The organism is Sedimenticola hydrogenitrophicus, assembly GCF_025175675.1.
Classification (GTDB): Bacteria; Pseudomonadota; Gammaproteobacteria; order Chromatiales; family Chromatiaceae; genus Sedimenticola; species Sedimenticola hydrogenitrophicus.
Genome location: NZ_JANIOA010000027.1, coordinates 36,229 through 62,529, shown reverse-complemented (window position 1 = coordinate 62,529; position 26,301 = coordinate 36,229). Strand labels below are relative to the sequence as shown.

Annotated in this window: 25 protein-coding genes and 1 tRNA gene; 6 read left to right on the top strand and 20 right to left on the bottom strand. The window is 60.2% G+C overall.

Annotated elements, in window-relative coordinates:
* From NPX02_RS14660 to NPX02_RS14645, 4 genes are all read right to left on the bottom strand, one after another.
* The coding region (locus NPX02_RS14660; RefSeq protein WP_260294506.1) for a retention module-containing protein at window positions 1-1,366 on the bottom strand (1,366 nt) is incomplete at its 3' end.
* A gap of 263 nt (window positions 1,367-1,629) precedes the next feature.
* Window positions 1,630-2,310: a response regulator transcription factor gene (locus NPX02_RS21495; protein ID WP_260294505.1), complete on the bottom strand. Its 681-nt coding sequence runs from the start codon at window positions 2,308-2,310 to the stop codon at window positions 1,630-1,632.
* A complete protein-coding gene (locus NPX02_RS14650; RefSeq protein ID WP_260294504.1) occupies window positions 2,300-3,700 on the bottom strand; it encodes an HlyD family type I secretion periplasmic adaptor subunit in 1,401 nt (466 codons plus the stop codon). Before NPX02_RS14650 ends, NPX02_RS21495 begins: the two co-directional genes overlap by 11 nt.
* 34 nt (window positions 3,701-3,734) lie before the next feature.
* Entirely contained in the window at window positions 3,735-5,912 is a 2,178-nt protein-coding gene (locus NPX02_RS14645; protein WP_260294503.1) for a type I secretion system permease/ATPase, read from the bottom strand.
* A 107-nt stretch (window positions 5,913-6,019) separates the two neighbouring features.
* Here NPX02_RS14645 and NPX02_RS14640 point away from each other — a divergent pair, with 107 nt between their 5' ends.
* Window positions 6,020-6,361, top strand: coding sequence for a hypothetical protein (locus NPX02_RS14640; protein WP_260294502.1), 342 nt, complete (start codon window positions 6,020-6,022; stop codon window positions 6,359-6,361).
* A gap of 241 nt (window positions 6,362-6,602) precedes the next feature.
* Here NPX02_RS14640 and NPX02_RS14635 read toward each other — a convergent pair whose 3' ends face one another.
* The 11 genes from NPX02_RS14635 to trmJ form a co-directional block, all read right to left on the bottom strand.
* The gene (locus tag NPX02_RS14635; RefSeq protein ID WP_260294501.1) at window positions 6,603-7,841 is read right to left on the bottom strand and encodes a DUF1015 domain-containing protein; all 1,239 of its coding nucleotides are present in this window, start codon (window positions 7,839-7,841) and stop codon (window positions 6,603-6,605) included.
* Window positions 7,842-8,170: 329 nt separating this feature from the next.
* Window positions 8,171-8,365, bottom strand: a complete 195-nt coding sequence (gene iscX / locus NPX02_RS14630; RefSeq protein WP_260294508.1) for a Fe-S cluster assembly protein IscX — start codon at window positions 8,363-8,365, stop codon at window positions 8,171-8,173.
* Window positions 8,366-8,384: 19 nt separating this feature from the next.
* Complete coding sequence (gene fdx, locus NPX02_RS14625; protein ID WP_260294500.1) at window positions 8,385-8,723, bottom strand: ISC system 2Fe-2S type ferredoxin; 339 nt, start codon at window positions 8,721-8,723, stop codon at window positions 8,385-8,387.
* Window positions 8,724-8,745: 22 nt separating this feature from the next.
* Entirely contained in the window at window positions 8,746-10,617 is a 1,872-nt protein-coding gene (gene hscA / locus NPX02_RS14620; protein WP_260294499.1) for a Fe-S protein assembly chaperone HscA, read from the bottom strand.
* Window positions 10,618-10,671: 54 nt separating this feature from the next.
* Window positions 10,672-11,217: a co-chaperone HscB gene (hscB, locus tag NPX02_RS14615; RefSeq protein ID WP_260294498.1), complete on the bottom strand. Its 546-nt coding sequence runs from the start codon at window positions 11,215-11,217 to the stop codon at window positions 10,672-10,674.
* A gap of 77 nt (window positions 11,218-11,294) precedes the next feature.
* On the bottom strand, window positions 11,295-11,618 hold the full coding sequence (iscA, locus tag NPX02_RS14610) for an iron-sulfur cluster assembly protein IscA (protein ID WP_260294497.1): 324 nt from the start codon (window positions 11,616-11,618) through the stop codon (window positions 11,295-11,297).
* A 73-nt stretch (window positions 11,619-11,691) separates the two neighbouring features.
* Complete coding sequence (iscU, locus tag NPX02_RS14605; RefSeq protein ID WP_260294496.1) at window positions 11,692-12,078, bottom strand: Fe-S cluster assembly scaffold IscU; 387 nt, start codon at window positions 12,076-12,078, stop codon at window positions 11,692-11,694.
* A 102-nt stretch (window positions 12,079-12,180) separates the two neighbouring features.
* Entirely contained in the window at window positions 12,181-13,395 is a 1,215-nt protein-coding gene (locus NPX02_RS14600; protein ID WP_260294495.1) for an IscS subfamily cysteine desulfurase, read from the bottom strand.
* A gap of 34 nt (window positions 13,396-13,429) precedes the next feature.
* Window positions 13,430-13,948 carry a Fe-S cluster assembly transcriptional regulator IscR gene (gene iscR, locus NPX02_RS14595; protein ID WP_260294494.1) on the bottom strand — a complete coding sequence of 173 codons (519 nt, stop codon included), beginning with the start codon at window positions 13,946-13,948 and terminating at the stop codon, window positions 13,430-13,432.
* Between the two features lie 59 nt (window positions 13,949-14,007).
* Window positions 14,008-14,835 carry a serine O-acetyltransferase gene (cysE, locus tag NPX02_RS14590; protein WP_260294493.1) on the bottom strand — a complete coding sequence of 276 codons (828 nt, stop codon included), beginning with the start codon at window positions 14,833-14,835 and terminating at the stop codon, window positions 14,008-14,010.
* A 304-nt stretch (window positions 14,836-15,139) separates the two neighbouring features.
* A complete protein-coding gene (gene trmJ, locus NPX02_RS14585; RefSeq protein WP_260294492.1) occupies window positions 15,140-15,868 on the bottom strand; it encodes a tRNA (cytosine(32)/uridine(32)-2'-O)-methyltransferase TrmJ in 729 nt (242 codons plus the stop codon).
* 116 nt (window positions 15,869-15,984) lie between these two features.
* Between trmJ and NPX02_RS14580 the strand changes: the two genes are divergently transcribed.
* Both NPX02_RS14580 and NPX02_RS14575 read left to right on the top strand, forming a co-directional pair.
* Window positions 15,985-16,782 (top strand): inositol monophosphatase family protein, encoded by a 798-nt coding sequence (locus NPX02_RS14580; RefSeq protein ID WP_260294491.1) that lies wholly within the window; start codon window positions 15,985-15,987, stop codon window positions 16,780-16,782.
* Window positions 16,783-17,054: 272 nt separating this feature from the next.
* Window positions 17,055-17,300 carry a hypothetical protein gene (locus NPX02_RS14575; RefSeq protein WP_260294490.1) on the top strand — a complete coding sequence of 82 codons (246 nt, stop codon included), beginning with the start codon at window positions 17,055-17,057 and terminating at the stop codon, window positions 17,298-17,300.
* Window positions 17,301-17,380: 80 nt separating this feature from the next.
* On the opposite strand, the gene secF is transcribed toward NPX02_RS14575, so the two are convergent.
* From secF to queA, 5 genes are all read right to left on the bottom strand, one after another.
* Window positions 17,381-18,319: a protein translocase subunit SecF gene (secF, locus tag NPX02_RS14570; RefSeq protein WP_260294489.1), complete on the bottom strand. Its 939-nt coding sequence runs from the start codon at window positions 18,317-18,319 to the stop codon at window positions 17,381-17,383.
* Between the two features lie 14 nt (window positions 18,320-18,333).
* Window positions 18,334-20,187, bottom strand: a complete 1,854-nt coding sequence (gene secD / locus NPX02_RS14565; RefSeq protein WP_260294488.1) for a protein translocase subunit SecD — start codon at window positions 20,185-20,187, stop codon at window positions 18,334-18,336.
* 91 nt (window positions 20,188-20,278) lie between these two features.
* Window positions 20,279-20,611, bottom strand: coding sequence for a preprotein translocase subunit YajC (gene yajC / locus NPX02_RS14560; RefSeq protein ID WP_260294487.1), 333 nt, complete (start codon window positions 20,609-20,611; stop codon window positions 20,279-20,281).
* 188 nt (window positions 20,612-20,799) lie between these two features.
* Window positions 20,800-21,894 carry a tRNA guanosine(34) transglycosylase Tgt gene (gene tgt / locus NPX02_RS14555; protein ID WP_260294486.1) on the bottom strand — a complete coding sequence of 365 codons (1,095 nt, stop codon included), beginning with the start codon at window positions 21,892-21,894 and terminating at the stop codon, window positions 20,800-20,802.
* A 161-nt stretch (window positions 21,895-22,055) separates the two neighbouring features.
* Entirely contained in the window at window positions 22,056-23,087 is a 1,032-nt protein-coding gene (gene queA, locus NPX02_RS14550) for a tRNA preQ1(34) S-adenosylmethionine ribosyltransferase-isomerase QueA (RefSeq protein WP_260294485.1), read from the bottom strand.
* A gap of 105 nt (window positions 23,088-23,192) precedes the next feature.
* Between queA and NPX02_RS14545 the strand changes: the two genes are divergently transcribed.
* From NPX02_RS14545 to NPX02_RS14535, 3 genes are all read left to right on the top strand, one after another.
* Window positions 23,193-23,279 (top strand) — tRNA-Leu (locus NPX02_RS14545).
* A 566-nt stretch (window positions 23,280-23,845) separates the two neighbouring features.
* Window positions 23,846-25,210: a substrate-binding protein gene (locus tag NPX02_RS14540; RefSeq protein WP_260294484.1), complete on the top strand. Its 1,365-nt coding sequence runs from the start codon at window positions 23,846-23,848 to the stop codon at window positions 25,208-25,210.
* Window positions 25,211-25,443: 233 nt separating this feature from the next.
* Window positions 25,444-26,259, top strand: coding sequence for a sulfurtransferase (locus NPX02_RS14535; RefSeq protein ID WP_260294483.1), 816 nt, complete (start codon window positions 25,444-25,446; stop codon window positions 26,257-26,259).
* The last annotated feature ends 42 nt before the right edge of the window (window positions 26,260-26,301 follow it).

The window sequence follows — 26,301 nt, the reverse complement described above, 5'->3', positions numbered from 1 at the left end:
TCGGATCGACCAGGTCCGCCAGGGTGTAGGTCGCCGGGGTGTCTTCCGTGGCCGCCACCGTGTCGTCCACCGCAACAGGGCCATCATTGGCACCCATGACTGTTATCGTTAGTGTGCTGCTGCCCATCGCGCCATGTTCGTCAGTCACGGTATAGGGAATGACAAGCACCTGACTGGCGCCAACCGCCAGGGATTGATACGCCGCATCACTCGGATCAAATGTCCAGCTACCATCCGAGTTCAGTACAAATCCGGCGGGAGCATCGCCAACCAGACCAAACGTCAGTACTGCGCCAGCATCGATATCGGATGCCTGCAACTGACCGGCAGGTTGTCCAAGCACACCATTCAACGTCGAGTTGTCTGCACCATTGGTTGTCAGCGTCCAGGCTCCGCCCGCCTCGCTGGCACTACCGACAGAAGTCGTGGAGACAATCAGGTCTGCCGGCAGATTTGTGATCACCAACGAAGAATTAACCCCTGTATCGCCTACATCAGATATACCAATAACTACCTGATAAGTGCCGGGTGTGACGAATTCGAAACTGAAGTTTTGTGGTCCGGAGTTGCCGTAATTCCCCACGCTGGCGACATCGCTCAGCGTCATGGCTGGCTGGCCGTCGATTTGGACAAAGGCAAAGTCGTTGTACGGCAGGTAATCACCGGCATTAAACTGCCAGTCGAACGAAAACACCTGGTTGGGTTCGGTGATGGCAACGGAAAGCACCATCACAGCACCGTCCGTAGCCAGGGCAACCGGCCCGGCGACAGTCACACCATCCTCCTGCACAACCACAGTGGTTGCACTAGCTACCGGCGGGTTGTTGGCCGGCGAGGTATCGGTACCCGTTCCTGTGCCTGTAGGTGATAAGCCCCCCTCTTGCGCCTGTGGAACCTCCGCATCCTGGTTCAAGCCAGTGGTTTCAAAACCGCTCTCCGGTGTGGTTTCCGCCCCAGTGCGTTCGACCGAGACTGTGCCCTGATTGCCGTCACCGGCGGCCTCACCGGCTCCGGCGGCGGGTGCGTCGAGCACTTGCGTGGGGTCGGCGCCGGCCAGGATCGCCTGCTGGAGCGCGTCGATATTGCTGCTGCGGTCGGCGATATCCTGTGCTACGGCGGGGTCGTACACCTCGTCGTTCAGCAGGGTTTCACCGCCTCCGCCCATGGTGAGGTTAGTGCCGTCCCGCAGTTCGATCACCACGCTGGCCCGGCTACTGGTCATGACCACATCGTCCGCAAAGACCGTATCGCCCAGCTGCAATACCCGCTCTACGCCCGCGCTGTCGATGGCGGTAACTTGTCCGCTGATCAACTTAACATAGCCAATGGCGCTGGCTTGATTTGCGGTTGTGGTTGAATCGGCCATAACTTACCCCTTTATATACGGTCAGGTTTTGTGGGTTTACCCAAAATGGGTATCCGTTACCGTAATCCTGATCCAAAACGAATGCCGATTCTATTGGACCCTGGTACTAGGAAACCCTTGAATAACTTCACCCGGCGGGCCGAATTCGCGGCGGAGCCGCTCCTACTGGTGGAGGGTGGAGAGAAGGGCTGACCGGGGACAGGGTCATACCCGACTTCCCGTCCGGCATCCCGCCATACGGCGCCTACGGGGCGCCCTATGATTCAGGTGAATTCCACGGATCTGTGTAACGATGACGCCGCATTAGCCAGCAGGGCGAGCTGGAGACGGTTTTTAGTGCCGGTTTTCTGGAATATGTTGCCCAGGTGGGCCTTGACCGTGCGCTCGGTGATGCCCAGTTCGTTGCCGATCTGTTTGTTGTTTTCGCCGCCGGCGATCCGTCGGGCAATTTCGTGCTCCCGGGTGGTGAGCTCCTCCAGGCGTTGTGCGGCCTGTGGGTTCGGGATAGCCGCTGCAGCGCCACCCTCCGCCACCCCCCGGATCAGATGCTGAATGACCTCCAGTCCCAGCCAGACTTCACCTGCCTGGATCAGGCTCGCCGACTGACTCAGGGTCTGGGGATGCATCCAGCAATTGCCATAACCGCGCACACCGGCGCGCGCGAGCGCCACCCCCTGCCTGGGCTCCGGTTTTGTGGTCATGGAGAAGATGCGGACAGATGGGTGGTCACGCAACAACCCAGTGACCAGATCGACCGCCTCACTGTCGGGAACATCGATATGCAGAATGACCAGGGGATTGCGGCTACCATTGAGGCGCCGGCGCAGTTGTTCCACGTCGCAAACCGCCTCTGCGGCCATCCGCGCTATCGCAAGACCTTTGAACCAGTGATCCCTGACTTCACTGTCTCCACTGCACAACAGGATCATGTTACTACCGCTCACGTAATGCCCGCTCCTTGGCGCGAAGTACCGGCTTCAGCAGATAACTGAGCACGCTCTTCTTGCCGGTCAGGATATCCACTTCCGCCTGCATGCCCGGGATGATGCTCAACGGATTGGCCTCATTGCCCAGCTGATTATGCGCGGTCCGCACCCGTACCAGATAAAAATGTTTTCCCTCCTCATCCTTGATGGTATCGGCACTGATGTGCTCCAGTTGACCCTGCAGACCGCCAAAAATGGCAAAATCAAATGCAGTGAACTTGACCACCGTTCTCTGTCCCGGTTGCAGAAAGCCGATATCCTCGGGGCGAATCCTGGCCTCCACCAGCAGGCTGTCTTCCAGCGGCACGATCTCCACCAGTTCCATCCCCGGCTGGATCACACCGCCCACGGTGTTGACCATCAGTTGCTTGATGGTCCCGCGGACGGGCGAGCGCACGGCGGTGCGCTGTACCCGGTCCTCCAGCGCCACGCTGGAGGCGGTCAGGGAGGAGAGCTCGGCACTGACCGCACTCCACTCCTCCCGCGCCTTGCTCTTGAAGCGAAGCTCCAGCTCTTCGAGCTTTCGGTGCGACTCATCCAATGTCGACTGGATGCGGGGAATGGAGAGCGTGGTGGATTCGAGCTGACCCGCCAGTTCGTTCACTTCACGCTCAAGCCGCAGTACCTCCACCTCGGAGATGGCACCGGCCTTGACCAGTGGCTGGGTCATGGTCAGCTCGCGCTGTACCAGATTGAGGCTGCGCTTGAGCTGGCTCCGCTTGGCCGCCAGTTCCTCCAGTTCCTGCTCGCGTTGCGCGGTCTGCTCTTTGAAAATACTGCGGTTATTCTCCAGTTCGGAGCGTCGCGCCCGATACAGACTCTGCTCCTGTCGAGCCAGGTGCGGACTTTCCGCCGACACCTCCGGCGGCGGGACAAACTCGGACAGTTCCGCCTCGGCCTGAAGGCGCGCCGCCTTTGCCTTCAGCGCGAGATACTGGGTGCGCGTCTCCCGCAGCGACGAGGCGAACCGGGTATCATCAATCTGCAACAGGATCTGCCCCTTCTCGACCTTCTGGCCCTCGGCAACCCGCAGGGCGGCAACGATACCGCCCTCCAGATTCTGCACAATCTGCACCTGGCTGGAAGGGATCACCTGACCAATACCTTTGGTCACCTCATCCAGTTCGGCCCAATCGGCCCAGACAAACGCGATCAGAACAAACAGCACCGCGATCCACAGGATCAGGCGACCACCCTTCGGGGTTCTGATCAGCTGGGCCGCCGCCACATCGGTCATGTACTCCAGATCCTCGGCATTTCCAGGCCGAGGATGGATGCCTTTCTGGCCATCTGAGACCTGGGCCGTCGCTACCTGTCCGATTGTGCTGCTCTGCTGTTCGCTCTTCATTGATTAGGCTCTGTCCTGTATGCCGCCACCAAGGTCATTGACCCGTGCGCAACGCCCCTTCCCGGAGTGATTGCAGCACCTGGTCTTTCGGCCCATCGGCCATGACGCGCCCGCCATCCAGCACGATCAGCCGATCCACCAGCCCCAGCAGGGAGGTACGGTGGGTCACCAGCACCAGGGTTCTGTTTCTCACATAATCGACCAGATTCTGCTTCAAGCGCTCTTCCGAGGTATGGTCCATCGAGTTGGTCGGTTCATCCATCAGCAGAAACGGCGGGTCATTGACCAGGGCGCGGGCGATGGCAATGCTCTGGCGCTGGCCGCCGGAGAGATTGTCGCCACGCTCGCCGACCTGGAGATCAAATCCCAGGGGATGGCGATTGACGAATTCAGAGGTGCCGGACAAGTCCGCCACGCGCAGGATATCCGCATCGTCGACATGGGGGGCACCCATCAGGATGTTGTCCTTCACCGAGCCGAAAAACAGCATGATATCCTGCGGCACGTAGCCCATATTGCGCCGCAAGTCGGCGGGGTCGATCTGGCGCATATCGGTTCCGTCGACCCGCACGGCACCTTCCGTCGGCTCGAACAACCCCTGCATCAGTTTCTCTATGGTGGTCTTACCCGACCCCACCCGACCGATAATCGCCACATGCTCGCCGGGTCGGATGACGAAGGAGACATTGGTCAATGCCCGGTTCTCTTCACCCGGATATTGGAAATTGACATTGTCGAACTCGATGCCGCCCAAGAGGCTGGGACGGCTGACGAAGGATTGCCCCAGGGGGCGTTCCACCGGCATCTCCATGATGCCATTGAGACTGCTCAGGGCGGTTTTGGCCTGAAAATAGCGGACCGCCAGATTGGCATATTGGCTCATGGGGCCCAATGCCCGGCCGGTCAGCATCACCGAGGCGATGAGCCCGCCCATGCTGAGTTCGCCCTCTACGACCAGGTAAACCCCCGTGATGATCACCGCCACCTGGGCAAACTGTTGAAAAAACACCGCCACATTGACCGCGGAGGAGGAAATCAGACGGGAGCGCACACCCCACTGGGCGATATGGGCGGTCAGCTGTTCCCATTTGCGCTGGATGGCGCTCTCGGCACCCAGATGCTTGATGGTTTCGATGCCGGTCAGGGTCTCTATCAGGGTGGCCCCTTTCTGCGCCGAGGCGCGAAACGAGCTTTCAACGGCCTTGCGCAGCGGCGCTTGTATCAGCCAGCCATAGATCACCACCAGGGGGATGAGGACCAGCGGCACCAGCACGATCGGACCGCCGATAAACCAGATCACCAGCAGAAAGAAGACGATAAAGGGGAGATCCACCAGTGTGGTGATGGTGGCTGAGGTGATGAAGTCGCGAATGCTTTCAAATTCACGCAGGTTATTGGCAAATGCGCCGACCGAGGGTGGCCGGACATTCATCTTCATGCCCATCACCTGTTCAAATATCCGCGCGGAAAGCAGCACATCGGCCTTTTTACCCGCCAGGTCAATAAAGTAACCGCGCAGCACCCGCATCAGAAAATCGAAGCCGAACACCACGGAAACGCCGATCGCCAACACCCAGAGGGTCTCGACGGCGTTATTGGGTACCACCCGGTCGTAGACGTTCATGATGAACAGCGGGCTGGCCAGGGCGAACAGGTTGATCAGGAATGAGGCCACCAGTACATCGCGATAGATGCGCCAGGAGCTGAACAGGGTGCTCCAGAACCAGTGCCGCTCGCGTAGTTTGAGCACCTCGGGCGCCCGGTCATCGAACTGATGCTGGGCCTGGATGAATATTGCATAGCCGCTGTATTCGGCTTCCAGCTCCGCCAGCGGCAGCTGTTTTTCCCCGTGACCACTCTCCGGCTGGATGATGGTCGCGATGCCCGACACGGGATCGACCGAGAGCAGAATACAGGCCTGCCGTCGTTTCATCAGCATCACGGCGGGAAGCACAAAGTCCGAGATACGCCCGATCGCGCGTTTCACCACCCGGGAGGAGAGTCCCGCCCGCGCCGCGGCACGGGGAAACAGCTCCGGGGTCAGGCAGTTGTCCACCAGCGGCAGGCCGGCTCTCAGCGCTTCCGCCGAATAACTTCTCCCGGAAAGCCTGGCGACAATAACCAGCGAAGCCAGCAAGGGGTCATCATGGGCGGAACCATCACGCGGATGGGTCCAGACGTTGTCTATTTGCGCTTCTACTGAGACATTCATCGGATTAAATCACGTTCCTGTCGATTTTTTTTGCACATTATACTAACGTGATGGTTAATCAATGTGGATTATATCCACCAACTTTCCAGGACCAACAACATACCCCTATGCCATTTGCCCAGCGCGATAAACAGGGTCGGATCATTGCTCTCTTCAGCGAACCGCAGGCGGAAGCGCGGGAGGCGATACCAGCGAGTCATGAAGAGGTGCTGGCATTTCTGCTCTCCGGCAACACCGACCAGACCGAGACCAAGAGCTACCTGTCGCAAACCGATGACGAGATGATCCGGGTCGTGGAGGACGTCATTGACCTGCTGATCAAGAAGAACCTCATACTGTTCACCGACCTGCCCGCCGCCGCGCAACAGAAGTTGGTTATGCGCAAACGCCTGCGCGCCAAATTCCTGCTGGAAGACACGGTGCTGATCGAGGATGACGACATCCTCTGACGGGACATCCCGCTTCTACCTGTTCCTGGTACAGGGTATCGGCAGGGACGGGAGAACTTGAAGGGCTCGCAAAAGAATTAACAGGCAGGGGTCGGAGTCAATTCCGTCCGCAGGCAAGGGTCGGAGTCAATCCCGTCCACCCCTGGTGGTTGTAACTTACCATGTCTCACGGGTTGACTCCGACCCCATGGTATCGTCTCACGGGTTGACTCCGACCCCTGGCGCTATCCTGAAAGCGTTATCAGAGCAGATGGCTGACCAGGCCATCCGCCAGCTTCGGCTCAAACCAGGTGGATTTGGGTGGCATGATCTTACCGGCATCCGCCACCGCCATCAGGGCGTTCATGGTGGTCGGGTAGAGCGCGAAGGCAACCGCCCACTCGCCGCCGTCCACCCGCTGCTCCAGGGCCTTCAGCCCACGGATGCCGCCGACAAAGTCGATCCGGTTGTCGGTGCGCTGATCGGCTATCCCGAGCAGCGGTTCCAGCAATTCATTGGCCAGCAGGCTCACATCGAGGCTCGCTACCGGATCGCTTGAGGGAATACGCGCATCCTCCAGTTCCAACCGGTACCAGGTGCCCGCCAGGTACATGCCGAAATGCCCCGTTTGCTCCGGCTTGACCGGCTGATCCATCTCCCTGACGCGGAATTGCTCGCCGATCGCGCGCAGAAATTGTTCGCCGGTCATCCCGTTCAGATCCTTGACGACACGGTTGTAATCCAGGATGCGGGTCTGCTTGTGGGGAAAGATGACCGACAGGAAGTAGTTGTACGGCTCCTCCCCGGTATGTTGGGGATTGCCCGCCCGGCATTGCGCCGCCACGCGGGACGCCGCGGCCGAGCGATGATGGCCATCGGCCACATAGAGGGCCGGCAGCCCTTCGAACAGCAGGGTCAGGGCGGTTATCCGGGTTTTGTCCGACACCACCCAGATCTGGTGGCGCACCCCGTCGCTTCCCGTCATCTCCATGTCGGGATCGCCCTCGGCCACACCGTCGAGCAGGCCGTCGATCCGCTCATCGCTCGGGTAGACCAGAAACACTGGGCCGGTCTGGGCATTCAGCGCAGAAATCTGCTTGACCCGATCCAGCTCCTTGGCCGGGCGGGTCAGCTCATGGCGTTTGATCCGACCATCATCATAGGCATCCACCGAGGCGGCAGCCACCACACCCAGTTGGGTATGGGTGCCCATGGTGAGGCGATAGACGTAGAAACAGTCACCGCTGTCCTGGACCAACACCCCTTCACGGCGCATGGTGGCGAGATTTTCCGCCGCCTTGGCATAGACCTCTGGGGCGTAGGGATCGACATCGGCGGGGAGATCGACCTCCGGGCGGGATATGCGCAGAAAACTCCAGGGCCTCCCTTCGACCATCGCCCTGGCCTCGGTGTCACTCATCACATCATACGGCGGGGCAGCGACCTCCTCCGCGCGTCCGGCGGCGGGCCGCAGCCCGGGGAATGCTCTGATCAGCGACATGACTCTCCTCGAAGGATATGCTTGGGAACGGCGACTTATTCAGCGCGCATTGTTCCAAAGCGTTCGGACGCTGTCCAGACAGTGATGCTTATTGCGATATTAGGGGCGGTTTCGGTGTACGCGCGGGGATGGGAGGATTTAGTCATCCCGCGTGGGCACAAAAAGCGTGCCCACCCTACCAACCTCACAGGAATCGTAGGATGCCGGTGAGCTTGCGAACCGCATCAATTACGGACAGACACGATGCGGTTCGTGTTACTCACCGCATCCTACCGCGCTACGGCCGCGGGTCGGGCGAGCGGAAAGGCGCCATCCGGCTAGGCAGCGACCTACTCCCGCTCCTCGATCCAGGCCATCTGGATGGCTTCCAGGATCCGCTCCCCGGTGTGCTTCGGGTCATCATCAAAATCGGGCAACGCCATGACCCACTTGTTCAGGTCGACGAAGTTGACGTGACTGGGATCGACATCCGGATGCGCCTCGTCCAGTTCGATCGCGATATTGAAGGAATCCGTCCATTTCAAACCCATAATCTGCCCCAATTCAGTGAGTTTCTGAAACCATATTGATGGTGTATTTTGGTATCTCGATTACCAGATCCTCATCACCGACCTGCGCCTGACAGCTGAGGCGGGATTCCGGCTCCAGCCCCCACGCCTTGTCCAGCAGATCCTCCTCCACCTCATCCGCCTCTCCCAGCGAGTCGAAACCCTCGCGGATGATCACGTGGCAGGTGGTGCAGGCACAGGATTTTTCACAGGCATGCTCGATCTCTATGCCATTCTGATTGGCCGCATCGCAAATGGAGATGCCGGGCTCCACCTCGATCACCGCCCCTTCCGGGCAGATCTCTTCATGGGGAAGAAAAATAAGCTGAGTCATGTTCAATCCTATGCTGCTGTCGCTATTCAAAGTCGTCAATGCGGTGGCCGGACATGGCCTTGCGCACACTGGCGTTCATACGTCTTTCGACATAGAACTCGCAAGTTTTCTCCAACGCCTCCACGGCCGCCTTGATGGCGGCCTGATCCCCCTCCCGGGTGATCTCCGCGAGCGTCCGCAAAGCCGATTCTATGCCGTTTCGTTCCTTCGCATCCAGCAGCTCGTCGCCATCGGCATGCAGGGCCGCGGTCAGCGCCTCGATGACGCGCTCCGCCTCGACCTGCCGTTCGCGCAGCAGCCGCGCCTCCATGTCCTCCTTGGCATGGTCAATGGATTCCCGCAGCATGGATTCGATCTCACCATCGGTCAAGCCATAGGAGGGTTTCACCTCGACGCTCGCCTTGACGCCGCTGCTCTGCTCCTGCGCCTCCACACTCAGCAGGCCATCGGCATCCACCGAGAAGGTGACCCGGATGCGTGCGGCACCGGCCACCATGGGCGGGATGCCGCGCAGCTCGAAGCGCGCCAGGGAGCGGTTGTCGGCAACCAGTTCCCGCTCGCCCTGCAGCACATGCACGGCCATGGCGGTCTGCCCGTCCTTGAAGGTGGTGAACTCCTGAGCCCGGGCCACCGGAATGGTGGTATTGCGCGGGATGATCTTCTCCACCAGTCCGCCCATGGTCTCAATCCCGAGCGACAGCGGATTGACATCCAGCAGCAGCATCTCGTGGTCCGACTTGTTGCCCACCAGGACATCCGCCTGAATGGCGGCACCAATCGCCACTACCCGGTCCGGATCGATGTCCACCAGCGGATCGGTGCGGAAAAACTCGCCCACCAGCTCGCGCACCCGCGGGACCCGGGTGGAACCGCCGACCATCACCACATCCTTGATCTGCTCCGGGGTCAGACCGGCATCGCGCAGGGCCCGGCGACAGGGCGCCAGGGTCTTGCGTATCAGGGGTTCGATCAGGCTCTCGAACTGTGCGCGGCTCAGTTCGCCCTGCCAGGTCGTGCCGTCGGCCAGGGCTACCGTGATCGCGGTACTGTGCGCCTCGGTGAGCGCCTCTTTCGCCTTGCAGGCCACCTGCATCAGCTGGCGCAGGATGGAGTGGTCGGCATCCCGGTCGATACCGGCCTGGGCCATGATCCATTCGGCCACTACGTGATCCAGGTCGTCCCCCCCCAACGCGGAATCGCCGCCGGTGGAGAGGACTTCGAACACCCCCTTGTTGAGGCGCAGGATCGAGATATCGAAGGTACCGCCACCCAGATCGTAGATGGCATGCACGCCATCCGAGCCGGTATCCAGACCGTAGGCGACCGCCGCCGCCGTGGGTTCATTGAGCAGCCGCAATACCTTGAGGCCGGCAATCGTGGCGGCATCCTTGGTGGCCTGCCGCTGTGCGTCATCGAAATAGGCCGGTACGGTGATCACGATGCCTTCCAGCTCACCGCCCAGGGAATGCTCGGCACGCCGCACCAGGGACTTGAGAATCTCCGAAGAGACCTCGATGGAGCTGACCTCACCGCGTACGGTCTGGATCCGCGGAACGGCTGCGTCGCCCTCCTGGAACCGGTACGGTAGCTTGTTGCCGAGGGATTTGATATCCGCGAGCCCGCGACCGATCAGGCGCTTGACCGAGATGATGGTATTCAGGGGGTCCTGCGCCGCCATCTCCCGGGCCCGGCGACCCACCTCGATGCCGTTTTCCAGGTAGCGCACGACCGACGGCAGCAGATGCTCACCGTCCTCGTCCGGCAGGGTGACCGCCTTGCCGCTGCGTACAACAGCCACCAGGGAGTTGGTGGTGCCCAGGTCGATCCCGACCGCCAGCCGGTGTTGATGCGGCGCGACGGATTGTCCCGGTTCAGAAAGTTGGAGTAAGGCCATAATCCTGGGATCCTCAGTCGATCGCTGTACAGCGCAGCCTATCAGAACGGCTTATCATAGGGCGTCATCCAGCTCGGCTTCGAGGGATTCGGCATCAAAACGAAGTTTTTTCAGGAACTGCATCTTCAGCAGATTCTCTTTGGCCGCCGCCAGCTGCTCCGGCGTCGCCGACTCGAACTGCACCGCCATCTGAGCAATCAGGCCGTTGATCCGTCGATTCACATCGGTCATGAACTCCGCGATCACCGCATACGGATCCGGCTTGTCACGCGCCGCCTCCAGCTCCTCGCGCAGTTCCATCTGTTCCATCAGGAAGGCGGCGTCCCGGGTGGTCTCCCGGCCGTGTTCCATCTCGATCCCGTTCAGACTGAGCAGATAGCTGGCACGCAGGACCGGATCTTTCAGGGTTTCGTAGGCCTCGTTGATGCGCACCGCCCCCTGCATCGAGAGGCGGCGTTCCTGTTCTGTTGCATTGGCAAACCGGTCGGGATGCACTGCTCTCTGCAACTCACGGTAATGAGCTGATAGCTGTTCAGTGTCTACGATATAACCCACCGGCAAGCCAAACAACTCAAAGTAGTTCTTTGAGAAATCCAGCATCGCTTCGCTTTAACTGTTATTGGGCGTTAGACGGTTATCGGGTGATGTGGGCTCGGTGCCGAGAGGGGAACCCCCCATCAGACGTTAAAGCTTTCGCCACAACCACAGGAGTCCTTGACGTTGGGATTATTGAACTTGAATCCCTCGTTGAGCCCCTCGCGGGTGTAATCCAGCTCGGTGCCGTCCAGATAGAGCAGGCTCTTCGGATCGACCAGCACCTTGACGCCATGCTGTTCGAAAATCTGGTCATCCGCTTCACTTTCGTCGGCGAACTCAAGAACGTAAGCCATACCCGAGCAGCCGGAGGTGCGGACACCAAGTCTTATACCCAGGCCCGACCCCCGGTTTTGAAGAAAATTGCGAACATGCGTGGCAGCCGCTTCAGTTATGGTAATGGTCATATCGTCTCACTCCGGGTTCCCTTTCGGCATCCCGATCTACAACAACTCCAGAGGCAATATAATGCCTTAACGGCTACCCCTTTGCATTCTTTGCCGTGTAATCCTGCACAGCGGCCTTGATTGCGTCCTCGGCAAGCACGGAACAGTGAATCTTGACCGGCGGCAATGCCAGCTCCGCGGCGATCTGGGTATTTTTTATCTGCTGCGCCTCCTCCAGGGTTTTGCCCTTCACCCATTCGGTCAGCAGGCTGCTGGAGGCGATGGCGGAACCGCAACCGTAGGTCTTGAACTTGGCGTCTTCGATCACACCCTGCTCATTCACCTGGATCTGCAGTCGCATCACATCACCACAAGCGGGTGCACCGACCATCCCGGTACCGACATTCTTGGCATCCTTGTCCATTACACCGACGTTGCGGGGGTTCTCATAGTGGTCCAGGACCTTCTCGCTGTATGCCATTCTCAATTCTCCGGATTCAGTGCCCAGACCAATATATGCCGGTGACACTGGTAAACTGCAAATAGATTAACCTTATATACCCAATCAGACAGTAACTCGCACCTAATGTGCCGCCCACTGTACCGAATGGAGATCAATCCCTTCCTTGAACATATCCCACAAGGGCGAAAGCTCGCGCAGACGGTTCACCTGCTGACTGATCAGCCCGATGACATAGTCGACCTCTTCCTCGGTGGTAAAACGACCGATAGTGAAGCGGATTGAGCTGTGCGCCAGTTCGTCCTCCCGGCCGAGGGCGCGCAGCACATAACTGGGCTCCAGACTTGCCGAAGTACAGGCCGAGCCGGAGGAAACGGCAAAGTCCTTCAGCGCCATGATCAGCGATTCGCCCTCGACATAGGCAAAACTGATATTGAGGTTGCCCGCCACCCGATGTTCCAGATCGCCATTGAGATAGACCTCGTCCATCCCCTTGATGCCGTTCCAGAGCCGGTCACGCAGCTGCATGATGCGCTCATTGTCCTGCGCCATCTCCGCCTTGGCGAGACGGAACGCCTCGCCCATACCGACGATCTGGTGGGTGGCCAGGGTACCCGAACGCATGCCGCGCTCATGGCCGCCGCCGTGCATTTGGGCCTCCAGACGAACCCGTGGCTTACGCCGCACGTACAGCGCGCCGATGCCCTTCGGGCCATAGATCTTATGCGCGGAGAGCGACAGCAGGTCCACCTTCATGCGCTCCATGTCCAGCGGCACCTTGCCGGCACTCTGCGCGGCATCCACATGAAACAGAATCTTGCGCGCGCGGGTCAGCTCGCCGATGGCCTCGATATCCTGAATGACCCCGATCTCGTTATTCACGTGCATGATGGAGACCAGGATGGTGTCGTCACGCATCGCCGCTTCCAGCTTACCCAGATCGATCAGGCCGTCCGGCTCGGGATCCAGGTAGGTCACTTCAAACCCTTCACGCTCCAGTTGCCGGCAGGTATCCAGAACCGCCTTGTGTTCGGTCTTGCAGGTGATGATGTGCTTGCCCTGTTTCTGATAGAAATGGGCGGCCCCCTTGATGGCCAGGTTGTCGGACTCCGTCGCCCCCGAGGTCCAGACGATCTCTTTGGGATCGGCATTCAGCAGCGCGGCGACATCGCTTCTCGCCTGTTCTACCGCGTCATCCGCATCCCAGCCGAACTTGTGGGAACGCGAGGCCGGATTGCCGAACATGCCATCCGGAGTCAGGTACTGGCACATCTTCTCCGCAACCCGGGGATCAACGGGCGTGGTTGCCGAATAGTCCATATAGATGGGTAATTTCATCATCACTCCAAAATCTTAAGTTTGTCGAGCGGTATCAGGCCCGTACGCCTGTACCCACCGAGGTAGCTGCAAATTTCACATCGGCCGTAACGGCGGCCTTTTCAGCTGCCCGGCGTCGCTCTTCATCCTGTCGCTGCGCGACCTTCTTAACCCCGCGCCGCTCCATTAAATCGTGCAGGCTGATCCGGTTAAGATAGTCGTAAATCTGGTCACTGAGGTCATGCCAGAGATCATGGGTCAGACAGCGCTCGTTGTCCTGACAGTTATGGCTGCCGCCACACCGCGTGGTATCGACCTTTTCATCCACGGCGGTAATGACGGCGGCAATAAAGATCTCGTCGGCCTCCTTGCCGAGCACATAGCCGCCACCCGGCCCCCTGACACTGGATACCAGGAACTTTTTCCGCAGTCGGGAAAACAGCTGTTCCAGATAAGAGAGGGAGATCCCCTGACGCTCGGCGATATCCGCCAGCGTGATCGGTCCCTCCCCCTGATGGAAGGCCAGATCCAACATGGCGGTTACGGCGTAACGTCCTTTTGTGGTTAACCTCACAGCGGATACTCCTAAATATTTGATGACGCTAATATATAATACCTGAGTGAATCGGTCAACTATTCAGGGCCGCTATTTTCTTTCACCGGATCCTCCAACTCCAGGCCCTCAGCTCCTTGTATTTTAAGCAATTCTTCGGCCGTCGAGGCGAATTCGGAGGTGTCTATCTCGGGAATCTCCAGGTCGGGGTGATCTTCGCTGACACGCCGGAGTATCTGACACATGGTCTGCATGCGCTGATCCATGACGTGGATATGATCCAGCATGCAGTTGATGGCGTGGGCGACCGGATCGGGTGCATCACTGGTGGCACCGTAGGCGTCAAAGCCCATCTTCTCGGCGATCTCCGAACGCCGCGCCTTGGTGGCGCCGGACGCCGCCGCGATCAGGCGCCCGGGCACACCGACCACCGTAGTGCCCGGCGGGACCGCTTTCAGCACCACCGCGTTGGAGCCGATTCGGGCACCGTCGCCGATCTCGATCGGGCCCAGCACCTTGGCGCCGGCCCCCACCACCACATTATTACCCAGGGTCGGATGGCGCTTGCCCTTCTGCCAGCTGGTACCGCCGAGGGTGACGCCGTGATACAGGGTACAGTCGTCGCCGATTACCGCCGTCTCCCCGATGACCACACCCATGCCGTGATCGATAAAGAAGCGGCGCCCGATGGAGGCCCCCGGATGGATCTCGATCCCGGTGGTCCAGCGCGCGAAGGTGGAGAGGAATCGGGCGATCCAGCAGAGGCCTATACCCCACAGCCAGTGGGTCAAGCGATGCATCAGCAGGGCGTGCAGGCCGGGGTAGGTGGTGAGTACCTCGAAGGTGTTGCGGGCCGCCGGGTCGCGTTCAAATACACTGGCGATATCTTCTTTGAGACGAGTGAACATTAGGGGATTCCATCTACTCCGGCACGACATCAGTAAACTGCTATTCCCGACTATTCTACTCGATTATTTCACCGACTGACCAGCGCCGGCACCCGCAATCCCGACGCGGCAAACCACCGCCTGTAGGAGTGGCTCCGCCGCGAAGTTTTTGCTGTGCATCGAAGAATTTGCGGCGGAGCCACTCCTATGGGCGATTCGTTTTGACGGTCACATGGCCCACGCACCCCTCCTTGATCGAGCACCGCGTGGCGGGGGAAATGCACTTATAAAGAAGGAGGCAGGGGGTCTTATCCGCCAAAACCGCCTATTCGCACCGCATCGATTTACGGCCTTGCGCCGCACTCAGGATACCGCGCAGGATATTGAGCTCCTCCGGATCCGGGCGCGCCCGCAGAAACAGCCGCCGCAGTCGCCGCTGCAGTTTCGCCGACTGTCGGGGATCACTGAAACCGATATCCAGCAGCGCCTGCTGCAGATGCTGGAAAAATCCCTCCATCGCCTCCACCGGCGCCGCCGCTGCCAGCTCCGACTCCCGGGGTTCGGCTGCCGCCAGTGACTGCAGGTAGATTTCATAGGCGATCACCTGCAGCGCCTGGGCGATATTCAGGGAACTGTATTCAGGATTGGCCGGGATATGCACCAGATAGTGACAGCGATCCAGCTCGCTGTTGCGCAGTCCGGAGCTCTCGCGGCCAAACAGGATCGCCACCTCGCCCTGGGTCGCCTCGGCCCACACCTGCTCGGCGCAGGCGCGGGGCAGTAGTTGCGGCCACTCCACCGTCCTGAGCCGGGCGCTTGCCCCGACCACCAACCGACACCCCGACAGGGCCTGGTCCAGCGTCTCAACGACCCGGCACTGCTCCAGGATACTGTCCGCGCCGGCCGCCCGGGCGGTCGCTTCCGCGCTGGGGAAGGTGCGCGGGGCGACCAGACAGAGCCGGGTCAGCCCCATGTTTTTCATCGCCCTGGCGGCGGCGCCGATATTGCCCGGATGAGTGGTCTCGATGAGGATAATTTTGATGTTCTTCAGCATAGCCGCAAAGCCTACCTGATTCGGTGCCATTTCTCAGCTGGATTGAACGAAAAATCTTGCCGTGGAAAGTGATTTCTCCTTTATTAGCGGCGCGGGTTGATGTATCTTCCACGCCCATGCACCCGATGATGAATATTGCTGTCCGTGCCGCGCGTAGCGCCGGTAACATACTCCTCCGTTATTACGAGCGATCCGACACCCTGACGATTACCCAGAAGGGCCGTAACGATTTCGTATCCGAAGTGGACAGGGCCTCCGAACAGGCCATTATCGACACCCTGCGGAGCGCCTATCCCAACCACGCCATCCTGGCGGAAGAGAGCGGGAGCAGGAGCGGCAATGAGTTCCAGTGGATCATCGATCCGCTCGATGGCACCACCAACTACCTGCATGGATTCCCCCAGTTCTCCATTTCCATCGCCCTGAAACACAAGGGCATACTGGAGCACGGGCTGGTCTATGATCCGCTGCGCGACGAGATGTTTACCGCCAGCCGCGGAGACGGCGCGCTGCTGAACGACCGGCGCCTCCGGGTAACCAATCGGAAAACGCTGGAAGGGGCGCTGCTCGGAACCGGTTTTCCGTACCGCGACCTATCCAATCTGGACGCCTATCTGGGCATGTTCCGGGACTTGATCAAGGATACCGCCGGCATCCGCCGGCCGGGATCGGCGGCACTGGACCTGGCCTACGTGGCCGCCGGACGCCTGGACGGGTTCTGGGAGCTGGGCCTCTCCGAGTGGGATTTCGCCGCCGGCGCCCTGCTGGTCAAAGAGGCCGGCGGTACCGTGTCGGATATCAATGGCGGCGGCCGCTTCTTCGAGACCGGCAACCTCATTGCCGGCGGTCTGCGACTCCATTCCGCCATGGCCGGCGTGATCCGTCCGCACCTCACCGAGCGACTGCGCGCCTGATGGTTCGGGGGCCCGCCGCACCTCGGCTACAGCCCCAAATCACCACTTGATCGAGAGGGGTTGGAGTCAAGCCGCGTATTTCCGGAAATCGGTTAATCCATTTCGACCGGCTTGACTCCGCCCCCTGAGTACGGCCTGCGTGACCCAACAACACCCTCGGTACTACGGAATTATTCTTGAGCGGGACCTAAAGTTTTTCAGACCCGGCCCGATAACCCGGTTAAGTTCATAGGAGGTGCCACATTCATTGGGCACTTTGGAGGTCGGGTGCCATGAAGGACAATTCAAATATCACCGTTACGATCAGTGATCGTGCACTTGAGATGATCATGCGCGACGTGCTGGATGGCCTGCTTGAACTCTCTCTGGAATCCTCACTCTGTGCCGATACCACCGATTTCGAAATCCTCGAGATCCGTCCGGCACAGACCGGCAGACCAAACCAGCGGCGGACAGATGCCAGGAAAACCGAGGCAGCGATTATCGATTTTCCCAACCTCAAACGCGCCTGCGGATAGCCTCGACCACACACAAAAAAAGCCCGGCGGGTGGCTCTCCCCCGCCGGGCTTTTTACTGCTTGTTATTTTCCCGCCGGCCTCAGGGTTCGGCGTCCACCTCGGCACCCTCTTTGACCACCGGCATGAGGTCCGCCTTGCTGATGCCCAGCATCAACACCGCGGTGCTGGCCACATAGATCGAGGAGTAGGTACCGACCAGGACGCCGATAATCAGCGCAAAGGCAAAGCCGTGAATGATCTCGCCACCAAACACGAACAGGGCGACCAGCACCAGCAGCGTGGTCAGGGAGGTCATCAGGGTACGCGACAGGGTCTGGTTCAGCGAACTGTTGATAATCTCCACCGCACTCCCCTTGCGCATCTTGCGGAAATTTTCCCGGATACGGTCAAACACCACGATGGTGTCATTCAGCGAGTAGCCGATCACCGCCAGAATGGCCGCCAGCACGGTCAGATCGAACTCGATCTGGAACAGGGAGAAGATGCCCAGGGTGATCACCACGTCGTGAACGAGGGCGATCACCGAGCCCAGGGCAAAGCGGTATTCGAAACGCAGCGCCACGTAGACCAGGATGCCAATCAGGGCGTAGAGCATCGCCAGCCCTCCATCCTCGGTCAGCTCGTCACCGACCTGGGGACCGACGAACTCCACCCGACGCAGCGTGGCCTCGCCGGCCTGCGCCTGTTTCAGCGCGGCGAAGGCACGGTCGCTGAGTTCGGCGCTCGCCAGTTCCGCCTGGGGCGGTAGCCGCACCAGCACATCCCGGGAGGTACCGAAGTGCTGTACCTGCGCATCGCCGAAGCCGCCCTCACCCAGGACTCCCCGCACCTTGGACAGCTCCACCGCCTGCTCGTAACCGACCTCGACCAGAGTTCCCCCGGTAAAGTCGATCCCGAGGCTCAGTCCGCGCACCAGGACGGAACCGAGCGAGATCAGCACCAGCAGCACCGAGAGGGTCGCGGCCAGATTTCGCTTGCCCATGAAGTCGATTTCGGTCGTTCGTTTAAAAATCTGCATCAGAGTTATCCCAATCAGATACTGAGCCGGGCGACACGCTTGCCGCCATAGATCAGATTGACCACGGCGCGGGTGCCCACAATGGCGGTAAACATGGAGGTCAGGATGCCGATAAACAGGGTGACGGCAAAGCCCTTGATCGGTCCGGTACCAAAGCTGAACAACACCACGGCGGCAATCAATGTGGTGATATTGGCATCCACGATGGTGGAGAGCGCCTTCTCGTAACCGGCAAAGATGCTCGCCTGGGGGGTGCTGCCGTTGCGAATCTCCTCACGAATACGCTCGAAGATCAGTACATTGGCATCCACCGCCATACCGACCGTGAGCACGATACCGGCGATACCGGGCAGAGTCAGAGTCGCCTGCAGCATGGAGAGCACCGCCACGATGAACACCAGGTTCAGCAACAGCGCCATATTGGCCACCAGGCCGAACACCTTATAGTAGATGGCCATGAAGATCATCACCACGGCCAGGCCGATCAGTACCGAGGCAAAGCCCTGATCGATATTATCCTGCCCCAGGCTGGGACCAATGGTTCGCTCCTCGACGATATCGATCGGCGCCGCCAGGGCACCGGCGCGCAGCAACAGCGCCAGGTCGTGGGCCTCTTCCGGGCTGTCCAGACCGGTGGTCTGGAAGCGGCGCCCGAACGGCTCGATGATATTGGCAACACTGATCACCTCCTCCACCTGGACCTTGCGGGTCACCGGCTGGCCATTCACCAGGCGGGTATCCTTACGGGTTTCGATAAACACCACCGCCATCGGCTTGTTGACGTTTTCGGTGGTCACATTGCGCATGCGCCGCGCACCCTGACTGTCCAGGCTGACCGACACCATGGGACTGCCGGTACGCTGATCGAAGCCGGACGAGGCGTCGGTGATCTGGTTGCCGGTCACGATCACCCGCCGTTTCAACAGAATCGGCCGGCCATCACGGGTCTGGTACAATCGGGAGCCGGGCGGCACCCGGCCGGCCAGCGCATCCTCCACGCTGTGCTCGGTATCCTCCAGGCGATACTCCAGGGTAGCCGTGGCACCGAGCAGCTCCTTGAGTTTCGAGGGGTCCTGGGCGCCCGGGAGCTGCACCACGATACGCCGCTCGCCCTGCTGCTGGATTACCGGCTCCGAGACCCCCAGGGCGTTGACCCGGTTACGCAGGGTGGTAATGTTCTGGTCCAGGGCAAATTTCTTCACCGCGCGCTGTTCGCTGGGACTCATTTTCGCCTGGACCAGAAAATCATCCCCCTCGTCCAGGGCTTCCAACTGCAGGTCGCGGTACTCGTTGCCGATGACATCCAGCGCCTGGTCGCGCAGCCCGGCCTCCTTGAACGAGACCAGGATGGCGTCATCACGGACGGCCACCCGGCTATAACGCAGCTTCTCATCCCGCAACAGGGTGCGCAGATCACCGTTGTAGCGTTCCATCGCCTGGCTCACCGCCGCGTCCATGTCGACATCGATCAGCACATGGATACCGCCGCGCAGATCCAGACCCAGGTACATGGGCAGCGCGCCCACGCTCTGCAGCCAGCCCGGCACGTCGGTGGAGAGCGTCAGGGCCTGGGTATAATCGCCGCCCAGGGTGGTCTCCAGCATCTCCTTGGCCCGCAACTGACTCTCCGAGTCGTTGAACCGGACCAGCAGCTTGTCGTCGCCGGCATCGGTTGACTTGATTGCGATGTTTGCCTTGTCCAGGGCCGTGCGAACCGTTTGTTCGGTCGCGGAACCGACCGTGGCCCGACGGCTGCCACTGATCTCCAGTGAAGGGTCCTGGTCAAAAACATTGGGCAGGGCGTAGAGCAGGCCAAACAGCACCAGCACCACTACGAGGAGGTTCTTCCAGAGAGGATATCGGTTCATCGTTATCTGTTGTTGCGGAAACTCTACAGGGATACGCCGGAGCAACCCGGGGGCCCTACGAAACAGCCGGCCCGCACGGGCCGGCCAGTGATTACAGCTCTTTCAGGGAGCCTTTGGGCATGATGGCCGCCACTGCCTGACGGCGGATCTTGACCTCGACCCCTTCGGCGATTTCGACCTTGACGAAGTTCTCACCCAGATCGGAGATCCTGCCCATCAATCCGCCTTCGGTCTGTACCTCATCGCCCTTGGCCAGGGTCTCGACCAGTTTTTTATGCTCCTTCTGACGCTTCATCTGCGGACGAATCATCAGGAAATAGAGCATGATAATCAGGCCGATCGGCAGGATCAGGCCTTCCAAACCGGCTGAACCCGCACCGTCGCCAGCCGCCTGGGCCAGGGCATCTGAAATAAAGAAACTCATGGTGTTCTTACCTTAAGTCAAGTGGTCAAAATGTACTGATTCGGCACGGACCACACCGTGCGGGAATCACAAGCGGGGCATTATGCCACAGTTGTTATGATTAAAGAATTTATCACCACCACCGGCCGATCAAGGACGGGGCGATACCCGAAGATGAGACCCCATGGATGGTTTTTCAAGCCGGCAGATCAGGCCCGCATGGCGTAAAAATCCCGGGCAAAGGCATCGAACCGCTGTTCGGCAATGGCCTGGCGGATAGCGCGCATCAGGGACTGATAATAATACAGGTTATGGATGGTATTCAGCCGGGCACCCAGGATCTCGTTACAGCGCGACAGATGACGCAGATAGCTGCGGCTGTAGTTTTGGCAGGTGTAGCAATCACAATGCGGGTCCAACGGGCCGGTATCATTGGCATGCACGGCATTGCGGATGCGCACCACCCCCTGGTGGGTAAACAGGTGGCCGTTACGCGCATTGCGGGTCGGCATGACGCAATCGAACATATCGATGCCGCGCCGCACCGCCTCGACGATATCCTCCGGCGTCCCCACCCCCATCAGATAGTGCGGCTTGTCCGCCGGCAGCCTTGAAGAGAGAAAATCCAGCACCCGCCAGCGGTCGGCGGGCGGCTCGCCCACCGACAGCCCGCCCACCGCATAGCCGTCGAAACCGATCTCCATCAGCCCCTCCAGGGAACGTCCGCGCAACGCCTCATAAACCCCGCCCTGGACGATACCGAACAGGGCCGAGTGGTTATCGCCGTGCGCCTGCTTGCTGCGTTGCGCCCAGCGCAGCGAGAGCTCCATGGAGACCCAGGCCTCCAGCTCGGTGGCGGGATAGGGGGTACACTCGTCGAAGATCATCACAATATCGGAACCGAGTTGACGCTGTACCGCCATCGACTCCTCCGGCCCCATGAATATCCGGCTACCGTCGATCGGCGAGCGAAAGTGCACACCCGCCTCGGTAATCTTGCGCATCGCCCCCAGGCTGAACACCTGAAACCCTCCGGAATCGGTCAGTATGGGTCGCTGCCAGTGGATGAAATCATGCAGGTCGCCATGCGCGGAGATGATTTCGGTGCCGGGGCGCAGCATCAGGTGGAAGGTGTTGCCGAGGATAATCTCGGCACCGCCCGACTCCAGCTCCTCCGGGGTCATCGCCTTGACCGTTCCATAAGTCCCCACCGGCATGAAAGCCGGAGTCTGGATCGAACCGCGCGGGAAGGTGATCCGCCCCCGGCGCGCCGCGCCGTCAAGATTTGTGACTTCAAATAGCATGATTTATATCAACATAAATGGATTTTAACGACTTGACACAATGCAGCATATATTAGAAACTACGCATGTACTGAAAAACAACTCAGTACACACTCCTCCATCCTCCTTTGGTGGATTTATTTACGCGGCAATCCACTTGCCGCGTTTTTTTTGCCTGGCGATTATGGCCCGGCCGAACGCTCCAGAAACATCGCATCCCCATAACTGAAAAAACGGTAACGCCGGGCGACCGCATGCCGGTACGCCGCCATGATCCGCTCATACCCGGAGAAGGCCGCCACCAGCATCAGCAGGGTGGATTCCGGCAGATGAAAGTTGGTCACCAGGGCATCCACTCTGCGGAACCGGTAACCCGGGGTGATGAACAGCCGGGTATCCCCACAGAACGGCTGTATCTCCCCCTCCCGGGAGGCGGACTCCAGACTGCGCACACTGGTGGTGCCGACCGCCACCACCCGGTTGCCCCGGGCACGCGCCGCACGCACCCGCGCGCACACCTCCGGGCTCACCTCCGCGTACTCGCTGTGCATGACGTGCGCCTCCAGGCGATCGACCCGCACCGGCCGGAAGGTGCCGGCGCCCACATGCAGGGTGACGCAGGCGCGCTCGATCCCCATGGCATCCAGCCGTTGCAGCATGTCATGGTCAAAATGGAGACCCGCGGTGGGAGCCGCCACCGCCCCCTCGCGATCGGAGTAGACGGTCTGGTAGCGCTCCTCATCCAGTGCCTCATCGTCGCGGCAGATATAGGGAGGGAGCGGCATATGTCCAGACCGCCGCATCAGTTCATGGAGATCGGCGTCATGGGAGGCAATGACAAACAGATCCTCCTGCCGCCCCCGGACCTCCAGTTCACCGCCGCCTTCCAGCAAAATGCGGCTACCCGCCTTGGGTGACTTGCTGGCCCGGATATGGGCAAGACCCAGGCCCGGTTCCAGCACCCGCTCGATCAGCAGTTCAACCCGTCCGCCGCTCGCCTTGCGGCCGAACAGCCGAGCCCGCATCACCCGGGTATCATTAAACACCAGCAGGTCACCGGGCTGCAGCAGCGAGGGCAGGTCAACAAACAGGCGATCGACCGGCGCCTCCGTACCGCCCGGCAGATGCAGTAGCCGGCTGTCCTGCCGGTTTCCGGTCGGAAACTGGGCAATCAGCTCATCGGGGAGATCGTAGTGGAAGTCGCTTCTCTGCATGGGGGGCGCATATTACCATAGACTGCTATCCCGCCAAGGCTTCTGTGGCGCGCCCTGGAGGGATTGCACTGCCCCATGAAAAGATTATACTACGCGTCTTCGTATGCCGGGGTGGTGAAATTGGTAGACACAGGGGATTCAAAATCCCCCGGGGGCAACCCCTTGTCGGTTCGAGTCCGACCCTCGGTACCAGTCGCAAAAACCCGCTGTGGAACACCCCTCAGCGGGTTTTTTTCATGTCCAGGAGTCTGCCGGACTTAACGCTGATATGGGTACCGGTGAACCCGGCCAGCGGCGGATGACTGTCGGGTGGTTCACAAAATGCGGCCACACCGGCAATAATCCTCAATTAATCGGCAAAGCGGCCGATGCAGTGCTATGCCGGGCCTGTCACGCACGGCAGTCACCCGCGAGCAGTCAAAAAAATACAATACCGAAAGGCCTGGTGCCCGCTTTTGGTCAATGAGTTATTAGGTGGTGTCGTTGTTCCCGGCAAGCATTCGACAGGGCTGTCTTGTGCCCGGAACTCCCCCTGGGGTATTGATCGAACTACTAAGGCGATTGCCGGAAATGCACATCCCGGATTACCTAGGATTTTCGTTTCCCTGCAAGGCGCCCCAGGCGAAGCATAGTCGGACTATGTGATGCCTGGGGCAACGCCGCAGGGGGACGAAAAGACCAGCAAGCGGGGATGTTTTTTGACAGAAATCGCCTAATAACGAGATGGGCCAAAGCCCCAGTGAGAGGATGATATAGCGATGACAGATCACCGTTCTGACAAGTCCAGTACCCTTTCCCGGCGTGGATTCATAAAGCTGGGGGCCGCCTCGGTGGCCGCGGCCGGTTCCCCCCTATTCTTTATAAAAGACGCCTGGGCCGAAAACGCGGTCGGCAACTATCCGGTCAGGGGCAGCAGTGTGAAGTTCGGCTTCAACTACCCGCAGAGCGGCGCCTACGCCGACGAGGGGGCCGATGAGGGACGTGCCTACAAGCTGGCCGTCCAGCACATCAACAACGGCGGCGGCATGCTCAACACCTTGCAACCGCTGGCCCTGAAGGGCAACGGGGTGCTGGGGAAAAAAGTCGAATATGTGATTGGCGATACCCAGTCCAGTCCGGGGCCGGCGCGCACCAGTGCGCGCCGCATGATCGAGCAGGACGGCGTCATCATGTTCTCCGGCGGCTCTTCCAGCGCGGTGGCCATCGCCCAGCAATACCTGGCCCAGGAGAAAGGGGTCATCTTCATGTGCGGGCTGACCCACTCCAACGACACCACAGGAAAGGACCGGCGTCGCTACGGCTTCCGTCACTTTTTCAACGCCTACATGAGCGGCAAGGCACTGGCACCGGTTCTGGCGCGGAATTACGGCAAGGACCGGCGCGCCTTCCACCTGACCGCCGACTACTCCTGGGGACACACCCAGTATGCCTCGATGAAGGAGTTCACCGAGCAGGAGGGCTGGACCACGGTGAACAACATCATGACACCGCTGGGATCGAATGACTTCTCCATGTTCATCACCGCCATCCTCAACTCCGACGCCGATGTGCTGATCCTCAACCACTACGGCAAGGACATGGTGAACTCCCTGACCCAGGCGGTGGAGTTCGGCCTGCGCGATCTGCAGAAGAACGGCAAGAACATCGAGGTGGTGGTGCCCCTGTTCAGCCGGGTGATGGCCAAGGGTGCCGGGGCCGCCAATATCGACGGTGTGTACGGCACCACCGGCTGGAACTGGACGCTGCAGGACCCGGGCTCACAGACCTTTGTGAAGAGCTTCACCAAGGCGTATGGCTTCCCGCCGTCACAGGCCGCCCACACCTGCTATGTACAGACCCTGCTGTACGCCAACGCTTGCGAGAAGGCCGGCACCTTCTATCCACCCGAGGTGATCAAGACCCTGGAAAATTCCCGCTATACCGGCATCGGCCCGGGACAGACCTTCTACCGGGGAGAGGATCATCAGTGTTTCAAGGACATGCTGGTGATGAAGGGGAACGGGCCGGACAGCATGACCGGCCAGTATGACCTGCTGAAGACCGTGGAACAGGTGAAAGGCGAGGATACCGTCTACGACCACGCCACCTTCAGCGGTGAGCTGGGCCCCTATCTGCCTGCCTGACAGAACCAGATCGCCGCCGCCCGGTAAATCGGGCGGCGACTGCTGGACAGCCGTCGGGTGAATAAGCGCCAGCGCCTGCCCTCCCCAGGTTTGTCAACGGTACATCCTTGTACCCCTCCTCACCCCACGAAACTGCGTTACTGCCTGATATAAACGCACGCCCGGGTAAAGCCTTGAAAGCCGGCGATCCGCCACCATTATTCTATTTTTAGGTGACCGCCGGACGACCAACCATGAACGCACCCGACCTGCCGCTGATTCTCGAAGCCGATGCACTCGAACCGATACTGGGCAACAGTGGCCTGCTGGTGGTGGACCTGACCAAGCCCGCCACCTACGCCGAACTGCACATCCCCGGTGCCGTCTATCTCGATTACGGGCAGATCATCGCCATACGCAAGCCAACCATGGGCCTGCTGCCGGAAACCGCCGAGCTTGAGCGAATCTTCTCCGCCTTGGGTATAGATGATTCGGTGCATGTGGTCGCCTACGACGACGAGGGCGGCGGCAAGGCCGGACGGCTGCTCTGGACCCTGGAGGTGATGGGCCACACCCGTTTCTCGCTGCTGAACGGCGGCCTCCATGCCTGGGCCAATGAGGGTCATCCCCTGGAACAGACCGCGGCAACGCCCAGCCCCCGACAGTTCCAGGCCCAACCCACCACCGACCCGGTGGCCGATGGGGACTACATCAAACAGCACTTGGGCGATGCCGGCATTGCCCTGCTCGATGCCCGTAGCGCGGACGAGTACAGCGGCGTCAAGAAATATGCGGAAAAGGCCGGACACATCCCCGGGGCCATCAACATGGACTGGCTGCTCGCCCTGGACCAGCAGCGCAACCTGCGTCTCAAGCCGGATGCCGATCTGGAACAGATGCTGACCGATCTCGGCATCCGCAAAGAGCATGAAGTGATCACCTACTGCCATACCCATCATCGCTCGTCTCTCACCTATGTGATGCTCAAGGCGCAGGGATTCCCGCGGGTGAAAGGCTATCCGGGCTCCTGGTCGGACTGGGGCAACCGCCCGGATACACCAATCGCCTGAGCGCCCGCCCCCGGTACGGGCGCATTTACCTCACCCGGTGAT